The organism is Mastigocoleus testarum BC008 (genome assembly GCF_001456025.1).
Classification (GTDB): domain Bacteria; phylum Cyanobacteriota; class Cyanobacteriia; order Cyanobacteriales; family Nostocaceae; genus Mastigocoleus; species Mastigocoleus testarum.
Genome location: NZ_LMTZ01000159.1, coordinates 37,407 through 57,055 on the forward strand (window position 1 = coordinate 37,407; position 19,649 = coordinate 57,055).

Consider the following 19,649-nt stretch of genomic DNA (forward strand, 5'->3'; position numbering starts at 1 on the left):
ATCACCAATCCCCTATACCCCCAACTCCCGAAAGCGCTGTTGAATTTCAGTAATTGAAAATATTGCTGCAAATTTTAATCCTGCTGACTGATAAAGCTCCGCACCACCTTGTAACCTGTCTACCAACGAGATGACTTGCTCTACGGTATAACCTGCATCTCTAAGTCTGGTAACAGCCTTCATTGCTGATTGTCCGGTGGTGACCACATCCTCCAATACTACTATTTTTGCCCCTGCTGGTAAGCTTGGTCCTTCAATATAAGCTTTGGTTCCATGTCCCTTGGCTTCTTTGCGAATAATAAGTGCTGGTATGGGTCGTTTTTCTTGCGCTGATATGATGCTGACTGCTGTTACTATTGGATCTGCTCCCAACGTCAATCCTGCTACCCCTTCAGTATCGGTAGGTAACATAGAGAAAATGATTTGACCGATGAGTAAAGCACCTTGAGGGTGCAAGGTCACTTGAGTTTTATTCACGTAGTAAGAACTACGCAACCCAGAAGAAAGAACAAAGTCTCCTTCTTGATATGCTAATCGGGAAAATAAATCCAGCAATTCTCCACGTAAAATATTTAACTCAGTATTATATCGCTGTGAGTCCGATTGTGCTAGGGATTGGGGCTTATTTGTCATTACAGATGTATAAAAAATTATGCTAAACCAAAGATTGAACTAATCTAAGTTCTCTAATTAAGGATAAGTTAATACTCACTCAAATACACAACAAACCCAAAAGTAAACCCAAACGTAAAGGACTAAAATTGTGAATTTGAATTTAAATATGAATTTGAACTTGAATTTGAACTTGAATTTGAACGGGAATTTAAAAATTAAAGCTTTTAGAAGTACGGTTTACAAGCAAGCAGCTACGCCTATCGCACTTCTAGCTACATCTATAGTTTTATCCAGTCCAGTAGTAGCTCAAACACAAACAAGTAACTACGAAACACCCAACGACATCATTGAAAGGGCCTTTTTCGAAAATGACCCTAATTTTTATCAAGACAATTCTCTCAAACGCCAAGTTGACTTTTTGTTAGGACCAGGTTCTCTATTCCGCAATTCCTTCCCAGAGAGTGAAATCGCCCGTGACGCCGAACTAGTCAACGAAGTTTATCAAGATATGCTCCAACAGCAAATTGGTAGCGATCCCTATATCCGCACCCCCGACCTACCAAATCCATATAATTCTTCTTTATTGTCATCTCCGAAGTTTAGGCGCAGTGAGTTAGAAACAGGTACTGAATTCCGCTTTGAGGAAATACCATCTCCTTAAAATATTTTGCTGTTGCTGAAAATTCGTTTTTCTGTAATATCAAGTTCAGTTAACTTTTGTAAATCAAATCCTTGTTTCGAGTTGTGCAAAAAAGCTGCTTACTTGTAAATAATATTTAAAATTTCAGTACGTGAATTTTCAGCACTTAGGAACAATAATGAATTATTTAAAAGTGCTGAACTTGATAACAGCATTTGCTATTGAATGCAAACAATTGCTTGATAAATAGGAATTGAGTATTAAGTATTTTTGATATCTGAATAAATTAAGACAAATATTAAGCTTGGTAAAAACTTGAAATTGCCAGCATAATTCCTAAGAATGACTCTCCCCTAAATTCACAACCTGAAATTCACAACCTGAAATTCACCACCTATAGAGGTATTACTAACTTTCAGTTTCGATTTCAAACTTAAACTTGAATTTGAAATACCACACTCAAGCTAAAGATTTGACTCAAGCTAAAAATTTGGAACTTAGGCTGGAGCTTGAAAAAAGATATTGAGACGTAAAACTTATTAATCCAGGGTGCAGGAGTTGAACCTGCCTAAGGCGAATTATGAGTTCGCTGCCTCATCCGCTCGGCCAACCCTGGTTTCAGAAAATAATTATAGCGTATATTTACAATTTTGGGAATCCTAAAATTAGGATAGCAGATTATTTCTCAATTTGATGTTGCACAAAGTTGATGTTTCAGAAAATTAATGCTTGACAAAAACTTCTAAAACTGGAAGAAATTTCTTACCTAGCAAGGGAAGCCCGGAGAACGAAGAAATTCAATAAATCAAATACGATCAATTTATTTGGCTTAAGTCTGGTCTATTTTACATAAATCTTTGAGGAAATAGTGCAAACTATTAGTACTCGACTTTAATCTTTTTTTGGCTAGAGAATAATAAAAAACTAGTCAAATAAGCACCAGGGAAAGCCTATAGCCCTCCGACTTCCCGTAAAATTCCGTAAAAATAAACATTTTTCGCATTTGTTTGAAGTAACAACTTCAAAATTTAATCAGCAGATAGAGTATTTTAAAGTAGCTTGTCAAAAATGAGAATAAATTCGACTGTACTTCTAACATTAATTTTGTTATCCATGATGTTGGGAGCAGGTTCTGTAAGTGCTTTTTGGGGATTCACTATCGGAAGTTCTGCACTTAAGGGTGTATCAGCGCCTGACGGGCGTCCAAGCAGCAAATTTCCGAGTCCAAAAACCGGATATCCCCAAGACGGTGGGGTAAACTTTTTAAAGGAAGAAGAAATATTAAAAATTGTTAAAGCGCGAGTTCAAGGCAAAGCTAAAACCACTAAAGCTAGAAAATTATTAGATGAGGAAGATATCGAAAGCAACAAAGAAGCAGAGACGCAAAAGACAGAGCAAGCAACCCCAGAAAAGCCCCAGAAGGGCTTTCCAATCGCAGCAGAAAGTGAAGACGTTACATTATCCGTACTGTCGAGTCGCTATTCTGGAGGCGACTTAATCTTGAAAGTCAGAATGCAAAATAAAGGGGATGATTCAGTACGATTTTTGTATAGTTTTTTAGATGTAACTGATGACAGAGGCAGAACATTGAGTGCGAGCACCCAAGGTCTACCTTCGGAGTTAACAGCCAACGGACCAGCTCATGATGGAAGCATTAATATTCCTACCCCCTTGTTAGACAATGTGAAAAAGATTTCCCTTGCTCTTACAGATTATCCAGCACAAAAATTGCGTTTGGAAGTTTCTAATATTCCGGTAGAAAAATAACTAAAGCAATCTAAATTGGGGATAGGGAATTAAGGGGGTATGTGAATGAGTAGGAAAACTAACACTTTTCTCGCAATAATCAATCAAATAGACCTTCATTCCAGATCCAAACACTATTTTCCCCACCGGGGTGTCATTTTTATGCGAGTTCGAGTGCAGTGAGTGCTTCTCCTACATTTTATTGGACGGATATCGGGCTGAGATTATTATCAGTAATCCTACTGATTATTATCAACGCTTTTTTTGTAACAGCAGAGTTTTCCATCGTAACAGTAAGGCGATCGCGCATTCATCAGTTAGTTAAAGCTGGTGACATTCAAGCAATCGCTGTTGAAGTATTACAACGTAGCATTGACAGATTACTATCTACGACCCAGTTGGGTATTACCTTATCTAGTCTTGCCCTAGGATGGATTGGGGAAGGTACTATTGCGATTTTGATTAATACGTGGCTTCAATCTTTACCTTTACCGCAGATTATGAGTCCTGTAGTGGCTCATTCAGTATCAATACCCATTGCATTTTTTTTAATTGCTTATTTACAAATTGTCTTGGGAGAATTATGTCCTAAGTCAGTAGCAATACTTTATTCAGAAAAATTAGCACGATTTTTAGGTCCATTAGTTAGAGCTATTGTTCGGTTTTTTAGTCCTTTTATTTGGATTTTGAACCATTCCACTCGTTGGTTGCTACGCTTATTTGGCGTAGAATACACCGGTTTGAGTTGGAGAACTCCTGTAACCCCAGAAGAATTACAGTTAATTATCTCCACCGAACGGGAATCGACAGGGTTAGAAGCAAAGGAACGGGAATTACTCAAAAAAGTATTTGAATTTGGGGAAGTGACAGCTGAAGCGATTATGGTTCCCCGCAACAGAATCACTACCATACCCAAAAATGCTACGATTCAAACCTGTCTCAAAGAAATGGCTGCTACAGATTATTCGTGCTATCCAGTTATTGGCGAATCTTTGGATGATATTCGGGGCATTATTTACTTTAAAGACTTAACCAAAGCTCTAGCTTCGGAAAATATTGACTTGAATGCGCCAATTCAGTCTTGGATGCGTCAGGTGAGATTTGTTCCAGAGCGAACTCCTTTGAACGAACTGTTACCAATGATGCAGCAAGATAAGCCAACAATGGTAATGGTGGTGGACGAATTTGGTGGAACTGTAGGACTAGTAACAATCGAAGATGTGATCGCTCAGATTATTGGCGATACAGAAGATGCAGAAGAGAACGACAAATTGCTGATCCAGATTTTAGATGAACAAACATTTTTAGTTCAAGCTCAAATCAACTTGGAAGACTTGAACGAAGTTTTGGATATCAATTTACCTCTGACCAAGGAATATCAAACCTTGGGTGGCTTCATTCTGTACAATTTGCAAAAAATTCCTTCTTTTGGAGAAGTATTTACCTACTACAATTTGGAATTTACCGTTGTTTCGGTTGTGGGACCGCGCCTCCATCAAATCCAATTACGCCGTTTAAACGGAGCGAAAGTTGTCCAGAAACAAACATCTGATGCTTAGAACTGGGGATTGGGGATTGGGGACTGGGGATTGGGGATTGGGATTTACCAATTGTAGTGACCCATTACCCATTACCCATTACCAATTACCTCCCATTACCCCTGTAAGGTATCGGGTCTCTAAGCCCTAATTCGGTAAAAGCTTTAAGTCTTAGGAGACAAGAATCGCAAACACCACAGGATATCTCTTCCCCCGCATAGCAAGACCAAGTAAGCTCCCAAGGTACTCCTAATTTATTACCTAACTGGATAATTTCAGTTTTTTTCAAATCAATCAGGGGTGTGACAATCTTAATTGGTTGTCCTTCCCTTCCTTGCTTTGTTCCCAAGCGAAACACCTCTTGCATCCCTTGAATATAATCAGGGCGACAATCAGGATATCCAGAATAATCCAAGGCATTAACGCCAATATAAACCCGCTTGGCGTCAATAGTTTCTGCGTACGCCAAAGCAAAACTGAGAAAAATTGTATTGCGAGCGGGAACGTAGGTAATTGGAATATTCTGGGACATTTGGATAATGTCGCGATCGCGGGGTAATTCTAATGAATTATCTGTCAGCGCCGAACCACCCCATTGTCTCAGGTCGAAATTAACAACTTGATGTTGTACCACACCTGCTGATTGCGCAACCAACCGCGCCGATTTTAGCTCCCGACGATGGCGTTGCTGATAATCAAATGAAATTGCATAGCATTCATAACCATCAGAGTGTGCTTGATATAAAACCGTAGACGAATCTAATCCGCCAGATAACAAAATTACAGCTTTCATTTAAATTTTCCATCAAGAACTAACCAAAACAAACGTTATGCTTTTCCAAAAAACTTGCAGCGAAGCAGTTAGATATCAGAATATTTTTGCAGTAGCTAATTTAAGTCATTTAAATTCATTCAAAATTTTATGCCAAGTGTTATGTCAGGGAGTCTTGATGAAAAAACGATCCTAAAAATCAACAAAATTAAGTTAAGTAGTTTACAGAATTAATTTCATGTTCAACGGAAATTATTGTTTATTATTTATATTTTTATTTATGTTTTTATTTGTGTAATAGAATTTTAGTTGCTACTTTTGGGATCGTTATGGTTTCAGCAATACACCATAAAAAAACCATAACAATAATTTTTATTTACTTTTTATTTACTTGTCTCAATTTCAGTTGGTAATCGATCCCTAAACCCCATTAATTTTAGATGTTCAAAGGACTTGTTTTACTGATTGCATAAAAATTTGAGTGAAAAATTTGAGTAGAGCAAGTACGTTATTTTGTTCTATCCCATACAAGAATTACCTCATATTCATCAAACAAACAAAACAATCTCAAGTGCCGGGAACTCACAGTAAACTTTGAAATTCTTCATAAATAGAACCTCCATGTTACCATCTGGATGGTTTTAGACGGGTCAAAACTGGTGTTTAAATCTGAACGCCAAAGACTGTAGCGTCTCTAAATTTGGTGGTTGAGGAGATTAACAATAGTGCAAGAGAGCAACTGTGTGTCAGAACAGAATTCCCATACACAGCGCCAACAGCCACGACCGATCCGTATCGGCACGATCGGGGTGGGTAACATGGGACAAAATCATGCTCGTGTTATGAGTTTAATGAAAGATGTTGAACTCGTAGGTGTAGCAGACATTGATGTTGAGCGAGGATTGGAAACGGCTAGTAAATATAAGGTACGTTTTTTTGAGGATTACACAGAACTCTTACCTTTAGTTGATGCAGTTTGTATTGCTGTTCCGACACGTTTACACTACGCTGTAGGCATGAACTGCCTTTTATCAGGAGTTCATGTTTTGTTAGAAAAACCAATTGCTGCTAGCATTTCTGAAGCAGAGTCATTGGTTAATGCTGCTGCGGAATCACAATGCATATTACAAGTAGGTCATATTGAACGTTTTAACCCTGCATTTCAAGAATTAAGCAAAGTACTCAAAACAGAAAGAATATTAGCCCTTGAAGCTCACCGGATGAGTCCTTATTCTCATCGAGCAAACGATGTCTCTGTGGTTCTGGATTTAATGATCCATGACATCGATCTTTTATTAGAAGTAGCTGGTTCCCAAGTTGTCAAACTTACAGCTAGCGGTAATCGTTCTCCTGAGAATCGTTTTCTCGATTATGTTACTGCCACCTTGGGATTTGCCAATGGTATTGTAGCAACATTAACCGCCAGTAAAATAACTCACCGTAAGATTAGACGCATTGTTGCCCATTGCAAGAACTCATTTACCGAAGCTGATTTCCTGCAAAACGAAATTCTGATTCATCGGCATATTAGCGGTAATAGGACAAATGATTCTCGGCAAATGTTATACAAGCAAGATGGTGTGATCGAAAAAGTCTACACCAGCAACATTGAACCGTTACGAGCTGAATTAGAACATTTTGTTAACTGCGTACGTGGTGGTAATCAACCATCAGTTGGTGGTAAACAAGCACTTAAAGCCCTGCGGCTAGCAAGCTTAATCGAACAAATGGCATTAGAAGATAAAGTTTTGAACCCATTAGATTGGCAGTCTGAGACGACCGCACAGTCTTTGACACCTACAGTATAAAAGTTTCAAACTATTTCTCGACTACATATCAAAGGGAGGAGGCTTTGTCAATTCCTCCTTTTGTTTGTTTAAGCAAATAATTGTTACTAACTAGGGCTGACAAATATGACAATTAACGATAAAAGAATACTATTGATTAGATTGTACGATCTACGGTCTGATTTTCTTTAGTATTAGGAATAATACGTATTTTTATTAATATTTGATACAAGAAATTATGACAATTGATGAGTAGATTTGCTAATATACTCATCAATTGTTTAACAATAAGCTGGTAACTTATTGATAAATTTTAAGCTCCAAGGTCAAATTTTTTTAGAATTTAGGACTTGGGACTAAGAACACTTGTATCATCTCCAGGGTGATTAAATCTACCAAAAGAACAGAAACATAGCCAATACCGCTGCCAAATAAAAATAGACATTCATAAATTTGTCTAAAAAAATACCATTATCAAGTATGGAATTAGTCGTTTGGTGGCAACATAACAGTAATTCAGGCATCTAGCGGGTTTGATGATGTTCATAAACTCCGTAATTTTGTCTTAATTTGTAGCAATATTTAACGCTGCCAATTATTTCAGATGCCCGCATTTTGTAAGATGAGCATGATAACTTGTTAGAGCTTTAGTAGAAACTAGGAATTTTCATGACAGACCAACCTTCAGCAGCTACCCCAATGAACGCCGCAGCCATACCTATGAATAGAGTATCGGCTTCCACCCCCATAAACACAACCACAACAACACCCAAACCAAATGGCACCGTATTGGCAAAAGGTATCCTGAGTGTAGATTTGGGAAGAACTTCTACCAAAAGTTGTATAAGCCGGGATCCTGGTAATGTTATATTCGTTTCGGCTAACGTCAAACGAATGACTATGGAGCAGGTCCGAGGTGGAGTATTCGAAGCCCGTGCGACCGATCCGCTAATGGATTTATGGTTGGAGTATCAAGGAGATGGATACGCCGTCGGTCAACTAGCAGCTGACTTTGGAGCGAATTTAGGAGTAGGTCAATCCAAAGTTGAAGATGCGTTGATCAAAGTATTAGCATGTGCTGGTTATTTTAAACTTAAAGACGACATCTCAATTGTTTTAAGTATTCCTTATCATTCCCAAGAGCAGTTTGAAAAAGAAAAATCACAGTTGATATCCCAAGTTAGCGGACCTCATGTGATGAACTTTCGTGGGGAAGAAGTCAAGTTAAATGTCAATAAGGTTTGGATTATGCCGGAGGGCTACGGTAGCCTTTTGTGGTGTGAAGCCCAACCCAAGAAAGGAGCAGCTACTCCTGACTTTACTAAAGTTTCTGTCGCAATTGTAGATATCGGGCATCAAACAACCGACTGTTTAATGATAGATAATTTCCGCTTTGCAAGAGGTGCTTCCAAGAGCGAAGACTTCGGAATGAATAAATTTTACGAACTAGTTGCCAAAGAAATAGAAGGAGCTGACAGTCAGTCCTTATCTTTAATCTCAGCCGTAAATAAGCCTAAAGGCGAACGTTTATATCGTCCTAGAGGTGCTAGCAAACCTACAAACCTGGATGATTTCCTACCGAATTTGAGAGAAATGTTTTCTCGTGAAATTTGTAGCCGTGTGTTAGCATGGCTGCCAGAACGTGTTACAGATGTAATTTTAACTGGTGGTGGCGGCGAGTTCTTTTGGGAAGACGTACAGCGTCTGCTCAAAGAAGCACAAATTAATGCTCACTTAGCTGCGCCCTCCAGACAAGCAAATGCTTTAGGACAATTCATTTATGGAGAGGCTCAATTCTCTTCCTCCCGCTCTTCTAGGGCTTAACGCTAATGTTCCAATGGTCAAAAAAAGTAGTTAAATCAGTTACTTTCAACCCTGGTGTTGCTGATGAGAGTTTGTTAGACCTTGTAGAAAGGTATCTGGAAGAAGATCCAGATAAGACATTCAGCGACCTTTGTAAAGAAGCTTTGTGGCAAGCTTTATGCGTCCCAGATTCTGTCAAGCCTGGTTCTAAAGTTGTAGAAAATGCTCCCGTTGGGAGCATAGAACAGCAGATTGCTGAATTGAGACGTCAAATGGCAGATCTTGAGGAACGTTTCTTTGCCAAAGAATCTAATCGATTGGAGATGATGGAACGCCACATGATGCAACTCAGCCAACAAATCGCACAGTTAGCAGTATCAGTTCATCAAGGCGGTACCATTCCAAGTCCAAACGAATCAAAGGTGGTAGCTGAAGCAGTCAAACCTGCTCCTCCTACTCCTAAAACTCCTCCTCAAGAGGATGACCCTGTAATTAGCCGCATAAGCCAATTTGTGGAAGACTTTTAAAGGCAAAATCCTAGGGTGTGAAGTTTTGTACCGCTGTCAAACATCTGATGTGGGGCTTAGTCACAGTGCCAATTGTGTTATTCGAGGTAATTTTTTCTCCGAACAACTGGCATAGATGTTTGACAGTTGTACTTTTTTCTTTATCTGTTTACCAATATTGACAAAACCAATATTGACAAAATCGAGTCTAAATCGCGCTGGATTTTTATGTTTTACGTATTATCACTGCATTTATTATAGCATTTTTATTGACTGTTTGAGAGAAAATACGGATGTTTTTAGCAATAGTTCATATTGAACGGTGAGAACAGTTAATTGGTAATTGATAATTAGAAAATTTGTTTTGATTTGTAACCTTCAAAGAAAATCTTTATTTTTAGTTCAATCTGATCTGCGTAATTATTCCCTATTGATGGTTAATTGATTATCTATATAGCGATAACTTTTGACTGTTAACTGTTGACTAATAAAGGTGTTAAAATCCATCCCAAGAGAAATTGCATATACAGATAGTAGGATTACTCAATGCCAGTTGCAGTTAAATCAATCAAGTTTGGTACGGACGGATGGCGAGGAGTGATTGGTGATGAGTTCACTTTTGAGCGTGTAGCTTGGGTCGCGCCTATCGCTGCTAAAGTTTTATTTGATACATATGGTAAAAATGTCGGTAACCGAAAAATTATTGTCGGTTATGACAGACGATTTATGGCAGAAAATTTTGCTCGTAAAGTAGCTGATGTTGTTAAGGCTGCAGGTTTTGATGTTGTATTTAGCGAAACCTTTGCACCTACACCTGCTTTTAGCTGGGCGGCGAAACAACAAAATGCTTTGGGAGCATTAGTAATTACAGCTTCTCATAATCCTGGAGAATATTTGGGGTTGAAGGTCAAAAGTGCTTTTGGTGGTTCCGTACCTCCAGAAGTTACCAAGAAAATAGAAGCATTATTACCTGAAGGAGTAAAACCTGCTAACACAGCAGGGACTGAAGAAACATTTAATCCTTGGGAAAGTTATTGTCAGGGATTACAAACGAAAGTCAATATTGAAAAAATTCGCGGTGCCATCAGAGAAGGTAAACTGACCGTATTTGGCGATGTCATGCACGGTTCTGCTGCTGGTGGTCTGGGTATGCTGTTAGGTGATGGAGTAAAAGAAATTAACAGCAATCGCGATCCATTGTTTGAAGGTGGTGCACCGGAACCTTTACCGAAATATCTTTCCCACTTGTTTAAGGTAATGGGCTCCCACCGAGCAGCCAATCCCACAAGTTTGACTGTAGGATTAGTTTTTGATGGGGATAGTGATCGCATTGCTGCTGTGGATGGTGAAGGGAATTTTCTTAGTTCCCAAATCTTGATCCCGATATTAATCGATCATTTAACGGTTAGACGTAATTTTGGTGGCGAAATCGTCAAAACTGTCAGTGGTTCGGATTTAATCCCGAAAGTTGCAGAACTTCATAAATTATCGATTTATGAAACACCTGTGGGTTACAAATACATTGCCGACCGGATGTTAGATTCTGCTGTATTACTTGGTGGTGAAGAGTCTGGTGGTATTGGTTATGGAAGCCATATTCCTGAAAGAGATGCTTTGCTTTCATCGTTGTATGTTTTGGAAGCAGTGGTTGAGTCAGGTAAAGATTTGAGCGACTATTACCGCTACCTACAACAACAAGTTGGATTTTTCTCCGCATATGATCGCATCGATTTACCACTTGCAAATATGGAAGTGCGATCACGTTTGCTCAAGCAATTAGAGAGCCAACCCTTAACGGAAATCTTGGATAAGAAAGTAGTTGATTGCAAAACCATCGATGGCTATAAATTCCGGCTTGAAGATAATAGCTGGTTAATGATTCGTTTTAGTGGAACAGAACCAGTTTTACGACTTTACTGTGAAGCTGCAGACCTAGAAACAGTTCATAAAACATTAGCTTGGGCAAAAAGTTGGGCGGAGTAGTTTAGTAGTTCAACTCGAAGCCTAAATATAGCGCTACACAATAAGGTTATAAAATTGGTAAATTATGAAAGCTATGACTTGTAAGCTTTTTACTTGTGCATAGCGCTATATTTCCTGTAATTCCGGTATATATAGAGACGCGATATGTCGTGTCTCTACAAGAATTTTATTAAAACAAATTATTTGTTTATAATTATTTCCCAATCCCTAATCCCCAATCCCCAATCACCAACCGATGAAACTTGTTGTAGCTACCGGTAACCCGGGTAAATTAAAGGAAATGCAAGCTTATCTTGCCGATTCCAAATGGGAATTAGCCCTAAAACCACCAGAAATTGAAATAGAAGAGACAGGCGATACATTTGCTGCTAATGCTTGTTTAAAAGCATCCCAAGTAGCGATCACAACAAAAAAATGGGCGATCGCCGATGACTCTGGTTTACAAGTCGACGCTCTAGATGGTGCACCAGGTATATATTCTGCTCGCTATGGCAAAACAGATACCGATCGCATCACTCGGCTATTAAAGGAACTAGCAAACCAAGATAATCGACAAGCCCAATTTGTTTGCGCGATTGCAATAGCCCGTCCTGATGGTACTATCGCCCTAGAAACTGAAGGTTTGTGTCCGGGTGAAATTCTCCATGAACCTCGCGGTTGTGGTGGATTTGGTTACGATCCAGTATTTTTCGTTCCCGAACATCAATTAACATACGCTGAGATGACACCAGAGTTGAAGCGCTCAATTAGTCATCGAGGTAAGGCTTTTACTGCTTTGATGAATCAGTTATCAGTCATCAGTTAACTGTTCCCTGTTCCCTGTTCTCTTCTTTAAACAGCTTCAGTATTCTTTTCCCCGGTACGAATTCGTACGACTTGTTCTACTGGGGAAATGAAAATCTTACCGTCGCCAATTTCACCGGTACGAGCTGCGGAAATAATTTTATCTACAACAAGATCTACCAAATCATCTTCAATTACGAGTTCGATTTTTAATTTTTGTAAAAACTCCACAGTGTACTCAGAACCGCGATAGCGTTCGGTTTGCCCTTTTTGTCGTCCGAAACCCCGCACTTCAGAAACTGTCATCCCGACTACACCTGCATTCACTAAGGCAATTTTGACCTCATCAAGTTTGAATGGGCGAATGATAGCTTCTACTTTTTTCATTGTTTATCTCCTTACTTCCACAGTTTTATTTATTTTTTATTGAATTAACATTGATTTAGCTTGCGCTAATTTTAATGATGCTGAGCAAGTAGTTTAATATTGATGCTTCACATCAAGTTAATATTTCACATCAAAATTGATACGTACTATTTGCAGCATTAATTTGCAGTAGATGCTAATTCTACCAATTTGAGGTTAATTCAATAAATATTACGATTGCGAAGGTTTACACCAATTATTTATCCCAATCAACTTATTGTTGTAACATGTATCTCCTATAACCCAAAACTACAGCAAATAACCATATATGTTTTGGTGATTTAGATGCATTTTCACTAAATATTAAATTTCATTAACGTTTTAATAGGGGTCTGACAATAAAATAGCCCGCACCAAAGGCTGTAAAGACGATCAAGATAATAGCTAAAGCCAAAAACCAGCCATTCACCTCTGAAGATTGGGTTTGACGTTGACGATAGTGACGTACCTCTTGTTCTTCTATTAATACTTGTTCGGATCTTGAATCAGGAATTTTGATTTGTGGTGGGACAACGGGGGGACGAGGACGAGCAACTTTCTTTTTATGAGAAGTTCTCGCCACTCGTCGAGGATTTTCACTTCGCTGTTCAACTTTTTTGTGGGAAGGTTGTTCAACTCGTTCGTAGGAAGGTGAATTATATTCTATGTGAGGTTTTTGATATTCTCGGCTTTGTTGTTGAGAATCAATAAAATTTTGTAATCGTAAAACTGTGCTGATAGCTTTGCTAACTTCTTGCCGAAGTTCTTGATTCTCCCGAGTTAATTCTCGATTTTGATCGTTTAAATTATCTATTTTTGCCTGCGCAGCCTGTAATTCAACTGCTAATTCACGGTACACAGACAAGGGTACAGAAGGTGAATGATGATGGGCGTTTGCTGTTGGGATATTTCCCGGAACGGGATTGGAGATACTTCTCATGTGCAAACTATGATAAAAAAAGAGTTAAATTTGACAAAAAGTAGAAAATAACAGCTGAATTCGCCTTAAAATTCCGAAAAAGTAGGCACTATGCCCTAGAATAATAGAAAACTTCTTCGCAAGCAAAGTTTTCGGTTTACAATTCTCAATGAATTCATATTATTTTTAAGTATAATTTAAAATCAGTATAAATTCAGGTAACTCTTAGTAGCTTTTTATATTTATGATTTGCTTGCTCAATAACTCTGTAAATAAATATAAAAAAATACAGAGTCAGAATTAAACAGGAAAATTTTACCCAGGTGCAGCTTTTTTGTTGTAAATACTTTTTTGTTGTAAATATAGTGTACCTTTATTTCAGCAAAGGAAAGAAATGCCCCACAGGTCCTTGACCTGCACCAATGTTTAGGGCGTATTTCAGGGCTGCAGTTACATACTCTTTTCCTTGTTTGACTGCACTTAGTAGATCTTTGCCAGATGCAAGATTAGCAGCGATCGCTGCTGAAAGGGTACAACCAGTGCCATGGGTGTTATCGGTATCTACCATAATAGTTTGTAATATTTCTGAATTTTGTCCGTCAAAGAAAACATCAACTCCCCGAGCCTCAGCTTTCATTCCACCACCTTTGACCAGTACAGCTTTTGCTCCTATTTTTTCACAAATAATTTGAGCTACTAAACACATATCATCCACAGAATTAACCTCCGATCCACTTAAGATTTGTGCCTCGTAGCGATTTGGAGTCACAATCTTAGCTTGGGGGATTAAAGTATCACGCAAAGTATTAACAGCATCATTATCAATTAATTGCACCCCAGCCCGCGATACCATCACTGGGTCGACAACTAAATTATGAATTTGTAATTCTTTTACTTGTTGGGAAACAGCAGCAATAATTTCTCGATTTAGTAACATACCAGTTTTTGCTGCTCCTACGCCAATATCTTCTGCAACTGACTGTATTTGAGCAATTACGCCTTCGGTTGACATTGCATCTACCCGTTGCACTCCCAAAGTATTTTGAGCAGTAACGCAGGTAATTGCGCTTGTTCCATGGACGCAATGAAAAGCAAAAGTGCGCAAGTCGGCTTGAATCCCTGCACCACCACCACTATCAGAGCCAGCAATAGTCAAAGCAGTGGGTACAGAAGATGATTTTACAACACTCATAATTTGAACAACTTAGAAATTGAGGAGAAGTAGAAATTGAGAAGTAGAAATTGAGAAATAGAAACAGGAACAAAGGAATAACAAGGTGTTAGTAATGACTAATCACTAGGCTCCGATTGCAATTTTTCCTGTAAAAACTTACCCCATTCTGCTGCTAAAGGTATTTCTGTAAATGGAATCCGCACTGATTTTTCTGTTTTATTAAACTCAAATTCTAATTCGATTTTTTTCCCTTTACTTGGTAGGCTCCCAATATCTACTAATTTTTCATCTATCAAGATATTTAACTTCTCTACATTATCTAAAGAAAATGTTTCTAATTGTATTGGACCTTTAGTTGTGGGTTTGCCCCAAGTAATTTTGTTATCTTTTTGACCTAAGACTGAATATATATCGTATTTTGCCTGTTCAAACTGTTCAGCCCAACTGCGATAGGTTTCTATTTTCTGAAATTCCTTCCAACCTTCCCAAGCTAACCAGAAGAAAGCTATCAGTAGAGGAAACCATAAAAGTCCGCGTTCCATATTTAATATCCGAATCTATTTGTCAATCAAAAGAATTTGTTCGTTTTTGTTTGAATTATTGTTTGGTATTGCCTCGATCGCAATTTACTTGAAAAGAATTGCTCAAAATATCATTTCTTTAGGTGACTTATGTAACCATTTTATAAAATCAAAGCACTAGGAGTGAGTATAGGTTTAGGTATGAGTTAAGGTAGTCAGTAAACTAGCAAAACAATTATGGGTTTAAAATGAGAAAGTTTATCTTATTTTGCTTGTTTTTGGTTGGACTGGGATTTGCTTTGTTCAATTTTTTAAATTTTCAAGGATTAGCAACCCAAGGCGAATATAATTCTATCCTGCTGGATTTTCGTGAAGATATCTCTCAGGAGACATTGAAGCAGAATTTAAATGCGATCGCGCAACAATTCGATGTTACTCCAAAGTTAGATAACAAATTCTCCAAGAAGGATAATGTTTATATTGTTGAGGGTACCCCCCAACTACTCAAGCAACTACGTAAATCGGAATTTGCTAAAGCTACAGAATTTATTGAGCCAAATTATATATATGAAATTCCTCCCCTTGGCGAAACAGCTCGTCTAGGAGAAGTTCTTCAATCTGAAGGAGCAGCTGAAAGGAAAACTGTTTTTGGTTTCCCCAATGACCCAATGTACGACAAGCAATGGAATTTTCACAATATCAATGTGGAAGGGGCTTGGCAAGAAACTAAAGGTGATGGGGTCACAGTTGCTGTTATCGATACTGGTGTAACTCAAGTACGAGATTTGAACGAAACAAAATTTGTTCAAGGATACAATTTTGTTAACGATACAACGAACGCTAGAGATGATAACGGACACGGTACCCATGTTGCCGGTACTATCGCTCAAGCAACTCATAACAGCTATGGTGTCTCCGGAATTGCCTATGAAGCTCAGATAATGCCCTTGAAGGTGTTGGATGAATCTGGAGCTGGAACCGTTGCTGATATTGCCGAAGCGATTAAGTTTGCCGCCGATAATGGTGCAGACGTAATTAATATGAGCTTAGGTGGCGGTGGCGAAAATCAATTAATGAAAGAAGCAATTGAATATGCCCACAAGAAAGGTGTAGTTATTGTTGCTGCTGCTGGTAATTCTAGTGATAATGGTGCAGAATATCCAGCCCGTTATCCCCACGCGATCGGTGTTTCGGCATTTGGTCCAGATGGTGAAAAAGCTCCCTACTCTAACTACGGTGCTGGAGTGGAAATTTCTGCCCCTGGCGGTAGCGATGCAGGAAAAATTCTCCAAGAAACCATCGATCCCGATAATAAGGGTACGAACACATTCATGGGCTTACAAGGCACCAGCATGGCTGCACCCCACGTATCTGCTGTTGCTGCATTAATTAAAGCTAAAGGTATTAACGATCCAAGTGAAGTTTTGAGCGTGCTGGAACAATCTGCTCGTAAAGTTCAAGATGATGGCTTAAATTACTATGGAGCCGGAAAATTGAATGCAGAAGCAGCAGTTAAGTTAGCGGCTCAAGGACAAATCAGTTTCCAAGATTTCTTCCGTTGGTTGCGGGATAACGGTTATATCAACCCCCGTTTCTGGATTGATGGCGGCGTGGTAGCTTTGTTACCCAAAATTTTGATGGTTATAGGTTCTTATCTACTCGCTTGGTTTTTACGAGTTTACTTTCCCTTCGCTTGGAGTTGGACTTTATCTAGTGGTTTAATTGCCGGTAGTTCCGGTCTATTCTTCCTGAAAGGAATTTATGTTTTCGATCTTCCCCAATGGCCATTCCGGCTTCTGGGTAGTTCGATCCCTGAATTGGGTAATACTTTTCAAGGGACCGATCCCTTAAATCCATTTTTTGCAAGCATACTGGTTCCTATAGTTTTAATGGCGTTACTTCTAGGAAATACTCGTTGGAAGTGGTTTGCCATTGGTACATCTTTAGGGATAGCTTCTTGCTTGGCGGTTAGCTCCATATTCGATCCGGCTGTGTGGGGATTTGGAAATGGTATAGCCGCTCGTGGATTTTTAATTGTTAATGCTGTACTTTGCTTTGGTCTGGCACGTTTAGCTGCCAATAATCGAGAACAAGCCACAATATAAGCGTTATTAGTCTTAAAATACCCTCTCCTCCTATGGTATTTCTAGATTTTTTCCCATAAGATACATAGTTGTTCAAAGGGTATAAACAATTTCCTCTCCGAAAAAAATTCCCCCAACAATTATCCTGAGGGGAGTTTAGGAGGGGATTTAAATTGAGGGGATTAGAAGAACCTCATAATTCAAAGAGTTTTATTTGAGGACTCTATCAAATTTTTCATGACAATTTTGAAAGGCACTAGTTGAGAAAAAGTATGAGTATTACTGTGAAGGGCACCATAGAGCGTCGAGATATTGGTATGGGTGCTTGGGCTTTAGTTACTGAAGAAGGTACAACCTACCAAATCATGAGGGGCGCAGACAAAAAATTACTCCAGTCGGGACAAAAAGCAGAAGTTAATGGCAAGATTCGTGAAGATATTATGACTAATGCTGCAATTGGTCCTGTGCTGGAGGTGAATTCTTTTAATCTTATTTAATCTTATTAGTTTTGAGTCGCTTCTATACCGTTAAGAAGGGCTTGTAAGCGACTTCTAAATTCTCCTTTAGCATGACCTCCTTTAACTTCTCCAAAAATCTTTAACTCATTTTCTAGATGATCACAAATTACATATGTAGGCCAACCCATTTGTGACTTATCAGGATACAAGCCCAACAAAATATGACGATATTTCCTGTATGTAGCTGTATCTTGCATCTTGACGTCGATGAATTCCAAATTTAGTTCAGAAGCTACTTTTTTGTCAAAAAATGACATCTTGTGACAAATACCGCAGTCTTCACTAGAAAATTTAATCACAGATAAAGCCATTGTTTTACCTTTAATAAATAAATTATTTCGCCCATAATTATTTCGCCCATGCGAGTAAAATATTATCACATATCATCCTCTTAATATTTTATTTTTCTTGAGTCGTATTTGATAAATGTAAAAAATAAAATATTAGATATTATCCCCTATGAAAACAATGTTGACATTCTTTATTTTGTTATATTTATAGATATAATTAACCAGCTTTCAAAAAGAGTAAAAAAATATTGATAGCAATACAGTTCGTATGGGAATAATAATTGATTTGAGAATTTATTTATTCTTTTATTTTCCGGTTAATTAGAAAAATTATCAATTAATAGATGGAAAAATATTTTGATAGCATGCCATTAAAACTATTTTAATTATTTGATAATTAATTGCAATTAATAAACCAATCATAATCTTAGAATTTTGATTTGCTATTTCAATGCAATTTCACAAGGGAGTATCCTTTTCACATTAGGATAATGTTGTACCTGCAAAGAGAATTTGATTGAAAGACAAAATGTAATCAATTATATTTCATCGCCAGGTATCTCTATTTACTCCATCAAGTATATATTGATAGAGTTCTTGAAGACTTAACCTATATCTTTAAGATTAATTGGCTTTCAAATCATAAAGATTTTCTGAAATAAAGCATAATATTTTAGTCTTTTTGAACCCTTAAAGAGTGGAAATTAATACACTTTAATAACCCCCTCTTGAGGAACAACAGTCTCGAAGGCTTTAATAATAGATTTTTTTTAATTGCAAGACATAAAATATCAATCCATTAACGTATTTTTTCATACTTTTCATATTTTTTAAAATCACCGAATAATTAAAAAAAAAAGTTGGCAATGGTTTAAAATATTGTTAGTTTAATGCTAGTCTAATTTACAGCACTAAAAAATTGTGTGTCTCGGAAATTATTATGGAGATTTAGTCTATTACATTAATAGAGTATTAGGTTATACCTAATTCCTTGTTATGCATTTATTATGATGCTTGTTAAGCCCAAGTTCTCATCAGTTTTTTTTCAAATTAAGGCTTAAAAGCGATAAAAAAGTAATAGAAAACCCTAGCAGGTGGCAGCCAACTAGGGAATGGATTATCAGGGTGCATCTACCACTAATTTATTCTCGATTTAGTTGATAAAATCCGGGTAATTTGAGTAAAATTCAGAGATACCCAATGTCAGTAAAAAAAATCCCCGTGCCATTTTGAGTTAGCAAGGGGAGTGGATTATCAGGGTGCATCTACCAATACTTTGTTCTTAATCTAATTAACAAAATCCGGGTAATTTGAGTAGAAACCGTTATTGGAAGGATATTCATAAAAAAAATCCCCGAGCCAGTTTGAGCCAGCAAGGGGAATGGATTATCAGGGTGCATCTATCAATACTTTGTTCTCGATCTAATTAATAAAATCCGGTCAATTTTAGTAAAAACAATTATTGGGTAAGTTTCAAGCAAAAAAAAATCCCCACGCTAGTTTGAGCCAGCAAGGGGAATGGATTATCAGGGTGCATCTATCAATACTCTGTTCTCGATCTAATT

The 19,649-nt window shown here is 37.9% G+C and carries 17 protein-coding genes and 1 tRNA gene; 10 read left to right on the plus strand and 8 right to left on the minus strand.

The window, feature by feature from the left end; genetic code table 11:
* Positions 1 to 12: 12 nt before the first annotated feature.
* On the minus strand, positions 13 to 633 hold the full coding sequence (pyrE, locus tag BC008_RS42690; RefSeq protein ID WP_027840895.1) for an orotate phosphoribosyltransferase: 621 nt from the start codon (positions 631 to 633) through the stop codon (positions 13 to 15).
* A gap of 130 nt (positions 634 to 763) precedes the next feature.
* Here pyrE and BC008_RS42695 point away from each other — a divergent pair, with 130 nt between their 5' ends.
* Positions 764 to 1,276: a hypothetical protein gene (locus BC008_RS42695; RefSeq protein WP_235595770.1), complete on the plus strand. Its 513-nt coding sequence runs from the start codon at positions 764 to 766 to the stop codon at positions 1,274 to 1,276.
* Positions 1,277 to 1,798: 522 nt separating this feature from the next.
* Here the strand turns inward: BC008_RS42695 and BC008_RS42700 are convergent.
* Positions 1,799 to 1,871 (minus strand) — tRNA-Ile (locus tag BC008_RS42700).
* A 452-nt stretch (positions 1,872 to 2,323) separates the two neighbouring features.
* On the opposite strand from BC008_RS42700, the gene BC008_RS42705 reads away from it, so the two are divergent.
* Both BC008_RS42705 and BC008_RS42710 read left to right on the plus strand, forming a co-directional pair.
* Positions 2,324 to 3,022: a hypothetical protein gene (locus BC008_RS42705; RefSeq protein WP_027840897.1), complete on the plus strand. Its 699-nt coding sequence runs from the start codon at positions 2,324 to 2,326 to the stop codon at positions 3,020 to 3,022.
* A 158-nt stretch (positions 3,023 to 3,180) separates the two neighbouring features.
* Positions 3,181 to 4,560, plus strand: a complete 1,380-nt coding sequence (locus BC008_RS42710; protein ID WP_036264462.1) for a hemolysin family protein — start codon at positions 3,181 to 3,183, stop codon at positions 4,558 to 4,560.
* An 85-nt stretch (positions 4,561 to 4,645) separates the two neighbouring features.
* Here BC008_RS42710 and queC read toward each other — a convergent pair whose 3' ends face one another.
* Positions 4,646 to 5,332 (minus strand): 7-cyano-7-deazaguanine synthase QueC, encoded by a 687-nt coding sequence (gene queC, locus BC008_RS42715; protein WP_027840898.1) that lies wholly within the window; start codon positions 5,330 to 5,332, stop codon positions 4,646 to 4,648.
* A 704-nt stretch (positions 5,333 to 6,036) separates the two neighbouring features.
* On the opposite strand from queC, the gene BC008_RS42720 reads away from it, so the two are divergent.
* The 5 genes from BC008_RS42720 (at position 6,037) to rdgB (ending at position 12,195) form a co-directional block, all read left to right on the plus strand.
* On the plus strand, positions 6,037 to 7,119 hold the full coding sequence (locus tag BC008_RS42720) for a Gfo/Idh/MocA family protein (protein WP_027840899.1): 1,083 nt from the start codon (positions 6,037 to 6,039) through the stop codon (positions 7,117 to 7,119).
* A gap of 648 nt (positions 7,120 to 7,767) precedes the next feature.
* Complete coding sequence (locus BC008_RS42725) at positions 7,768 to 8,922, plus strand: ParM/StbA family protein (protein ID WP_027840900.1); 1,155 nt, start codon at positions 7,768 to 7,770, stop codon at positions 8,920 to 8,922.
* A 5-nt stretch (positions 8,923 to 8,927) separates the two neighbouring features.
* Complete coding sequence (locus BC008_RS42730) at positions 8,928 to 9,428, plus strand: hypothetical protein (protein WP_027840901.1); 501 nt, start codon at positions 8,928 to 8,930, stop codon at positions 9,426 to 9,428.
* Positions 9,429 to 9,953: 525 nt separating this feature from the next.
* Positions 9,954 to 11,390 carry a phosphoglucomutase/phosphomannomutase family protein gene (locus BC008_RS42735; protein WP_027840902.1) on the plus strand — a complete coding sequence of 479 codons (1,437 nt, stop codon included), beginning with the start codon at positions 9,954 to 9,956 and terminating at the stop codon, positions 11,388 to 11,390.
* Between the two features lie 235 nt (positions 11,391 to 11,625).
* Positions 11,626 to 12,195, plus strand: coding sequence for an RdgB/HAM1 family non-canonical purine NTP pyrophosphatase (gene rdgB / locus BC008_RS42740; protein ID WP_027840903.1), 570 nt, complete (start codon positions 11,626 to 11,628; stop codon positions 12,193 to 12,195).
* Positions 12,196 to 12,221: 26 nt separating this feature from the next.
* On the opposite strand, the gene BC008_RS42745 is transcribed toward rdgB, so the two are convergent.
* From BC008_RS42745 to BC008_RS42760, 4 genes are all read right to left on the minus strand, one after another.
* On the minus strand, positions 12,222 to 12,560 hold the full coding sequence (locus BC008_RS42745) for a P-II family nitrogen regulator (protein WP_027840904.1): 339 nt from the start codon (positions 12,558 to 12,560) through the stop codon (positions 12,222 to 12,224).
* A gap of 352 nt (positions 12,561 to 12,912) precedes the next feature.
* Entirely contained in the window at positions 12,913 to 13,518 is a 606-nt protein-coding gene (locus BC008_RS42750) for a hypothetical protein (RefSeq protein ID WP_058182988.1), read from the minus strand.
* Between the two features lie 352 nt (positions 13,519 to 13,870).
* On the minus strand, positions 13,871 to 14,689 hold the full coding sequence (thiD, locus tag BC008_RS42755) for a bifunctional hydroxymethylpyrimidine kinase/phosphomethylpyrimidine kinase (protein WP_027840906.1): 819 nt from the start codon (positions 14,687 to 14,689) through the stop codon (positions 13,871 to 13,873).
* Between the two features lie 98 nt (positions 14,690 to 14,787).
* Positions 14,788 to 15,213 (minus strand): hypothetical protein, encoded by a 426-nt coding sequence (locus BC008_RS42760; protein ID WP_027840907.1) that lies wholly within the window; start codon positions 15,211 to 15,213, stop codon positions 14,788 to 14,790.
* A 227-nt stretch (positions 15,214 to 15,440) separates the two neighbouring features.
* On the opposite strand from BC008_RS42760, the gene BC008_RS42765 reads away from it, so the two are divergent.
* Entirely contained in the window at positions 15,441 to 17,297 is a 1,857-nt protein-coding gene (locus BC008_RS42765; RefSeq protein ID WP_027840908.1) for a DUF5942 domain-containing protein, read from the plus strand.
* 251 nt (positions 17,298 to 17,548) lie between these two features.
* Positions 17,549 to 17,773, plus strand: a complete 225-nt coding sequence (locus BC008_RS42770) for a hypothetical protein (protein WP_027840909.1) — start codon at positions 17,549 to 17,551, stop codon at positions 17,771 to 17,773.
* 5 nt (positions 17,774 to 17,778) lie between these two features.
* Here BC008_RS42770 and BC008_RS42775 read toward each other — a convergent pair whose 3' ends face one another.
* Positions 17,779 to 18,105: a hypothetical protein gene (locus BC008_RS42775; RefSeq protein WP_027840910.1), complete on the minus strand. Its 327-nt coding sequence runs from the start codon at positions 18,103 to 18,105 to the stop codon at positions 17,779 to 17,781.
* Positions 18,106 to 19,649 lie beyond the last annotated feature (1,544 nt).

Excerpts from the sequence above, each read along its gene's own strand:
- rdgB (WP_027840903.1), top strand. The coding sequence starts at position 11,626 with ATGAAACTTGTTGTAGCTACCGGTAACCCGGGTAAATTAAAGGAAATG.
- thiD (WP_027840906.1), bottom strand. The coding sequence starts at position 14,689 with ATGAGTGTTGTAAAATCATCTTCTGTACCCACTGCTTTGACTATTGCT.
- BC008_RS42705 (WP_027840897.1), top strand. The coding sequence starts at position 2,324 with ATGAGAATAAATTCGACTGTACTTCTAACATTAATTTTGTTATCCATG.
- BC008_RS42730 (WP_027840901.1), top strand. The coding sequence starts at position 8,928 with ATGTTCCAATGGTCAAAAAAAGTAGTTAAATCAGTTACTTTCAACCCT.
- BC008_RS42770 (WP_027840909.1), top strand. The coding sequence starts at position 17,549 with ATGAGTATTACTGTGAAGGGCACCATAGAGCGTCGAGATATTGGTATG.
- BC008_RS42775 (WP_027840910.1), bottom strand. The coding sequence starts at position 18,105 with ATGGCTTTATCTGTGATTAAATTTTCTAGTGAAGACTGCGGTATTTGT.
- BC008_RS42750 (WP_058182988.1), bottom strand. The coding sequence starts at position 13,518 with ATGAGAAGTATCTCCAATCCCGTTCCGGGAAATATCCCAACAGCAAAC.
- pyrE (WP_027840895.1), bottom strand. The coding sequence starts at position 633 with ATGACAAATAAGCCCCAATCCCTAGCACAATCGGACTCACAGCGATAT.
- BC008_RS42735 (WP_027840902.1), top strand. The coding sequence starts at position 9,954 with ATGCCAGTTGCAGTTAAATCAATCAAGTTTGGTACGGACGGATGGCGA.
- BC008_RS42765 (WP_027840908.1), top strand. The coding sequence starts at position 15,441 with ATGAGAAAGTTTATCTTATTTTGCTTGTTTTTGGTTGGACTGGGATTT.
- BC008_RS42725 (WP_027840900.1), top strand. The coding sequence starts at position 7,768 with ATGACAGACCAACCTTCAGCAGCTACCCCAATGAACGCCGCAGCCATA.
- queC (WP_027840898.1), bottom strand. The coding sequence starts at position 5,332 with ATGAAAGCTGTAATTTTGTTATCTGGCGGATTAGATTCGTCTACGGTT.
- BC008_RS42760 (WP_027840907.1), bottom strand. The coding sequence starts at position 15,213 with ATGGAACGCGGACTTTTATGGTTTCCTCTACTGATAGCTTTCTTCTGG.
- BC008_RS42745 (WP_027840904.1), bottom strand. The coding sequence starts at position 12,560 with ATGAAAAAAGTAGAAGCTATCATTCGCCCATTCAAACTTGATGAGGTC.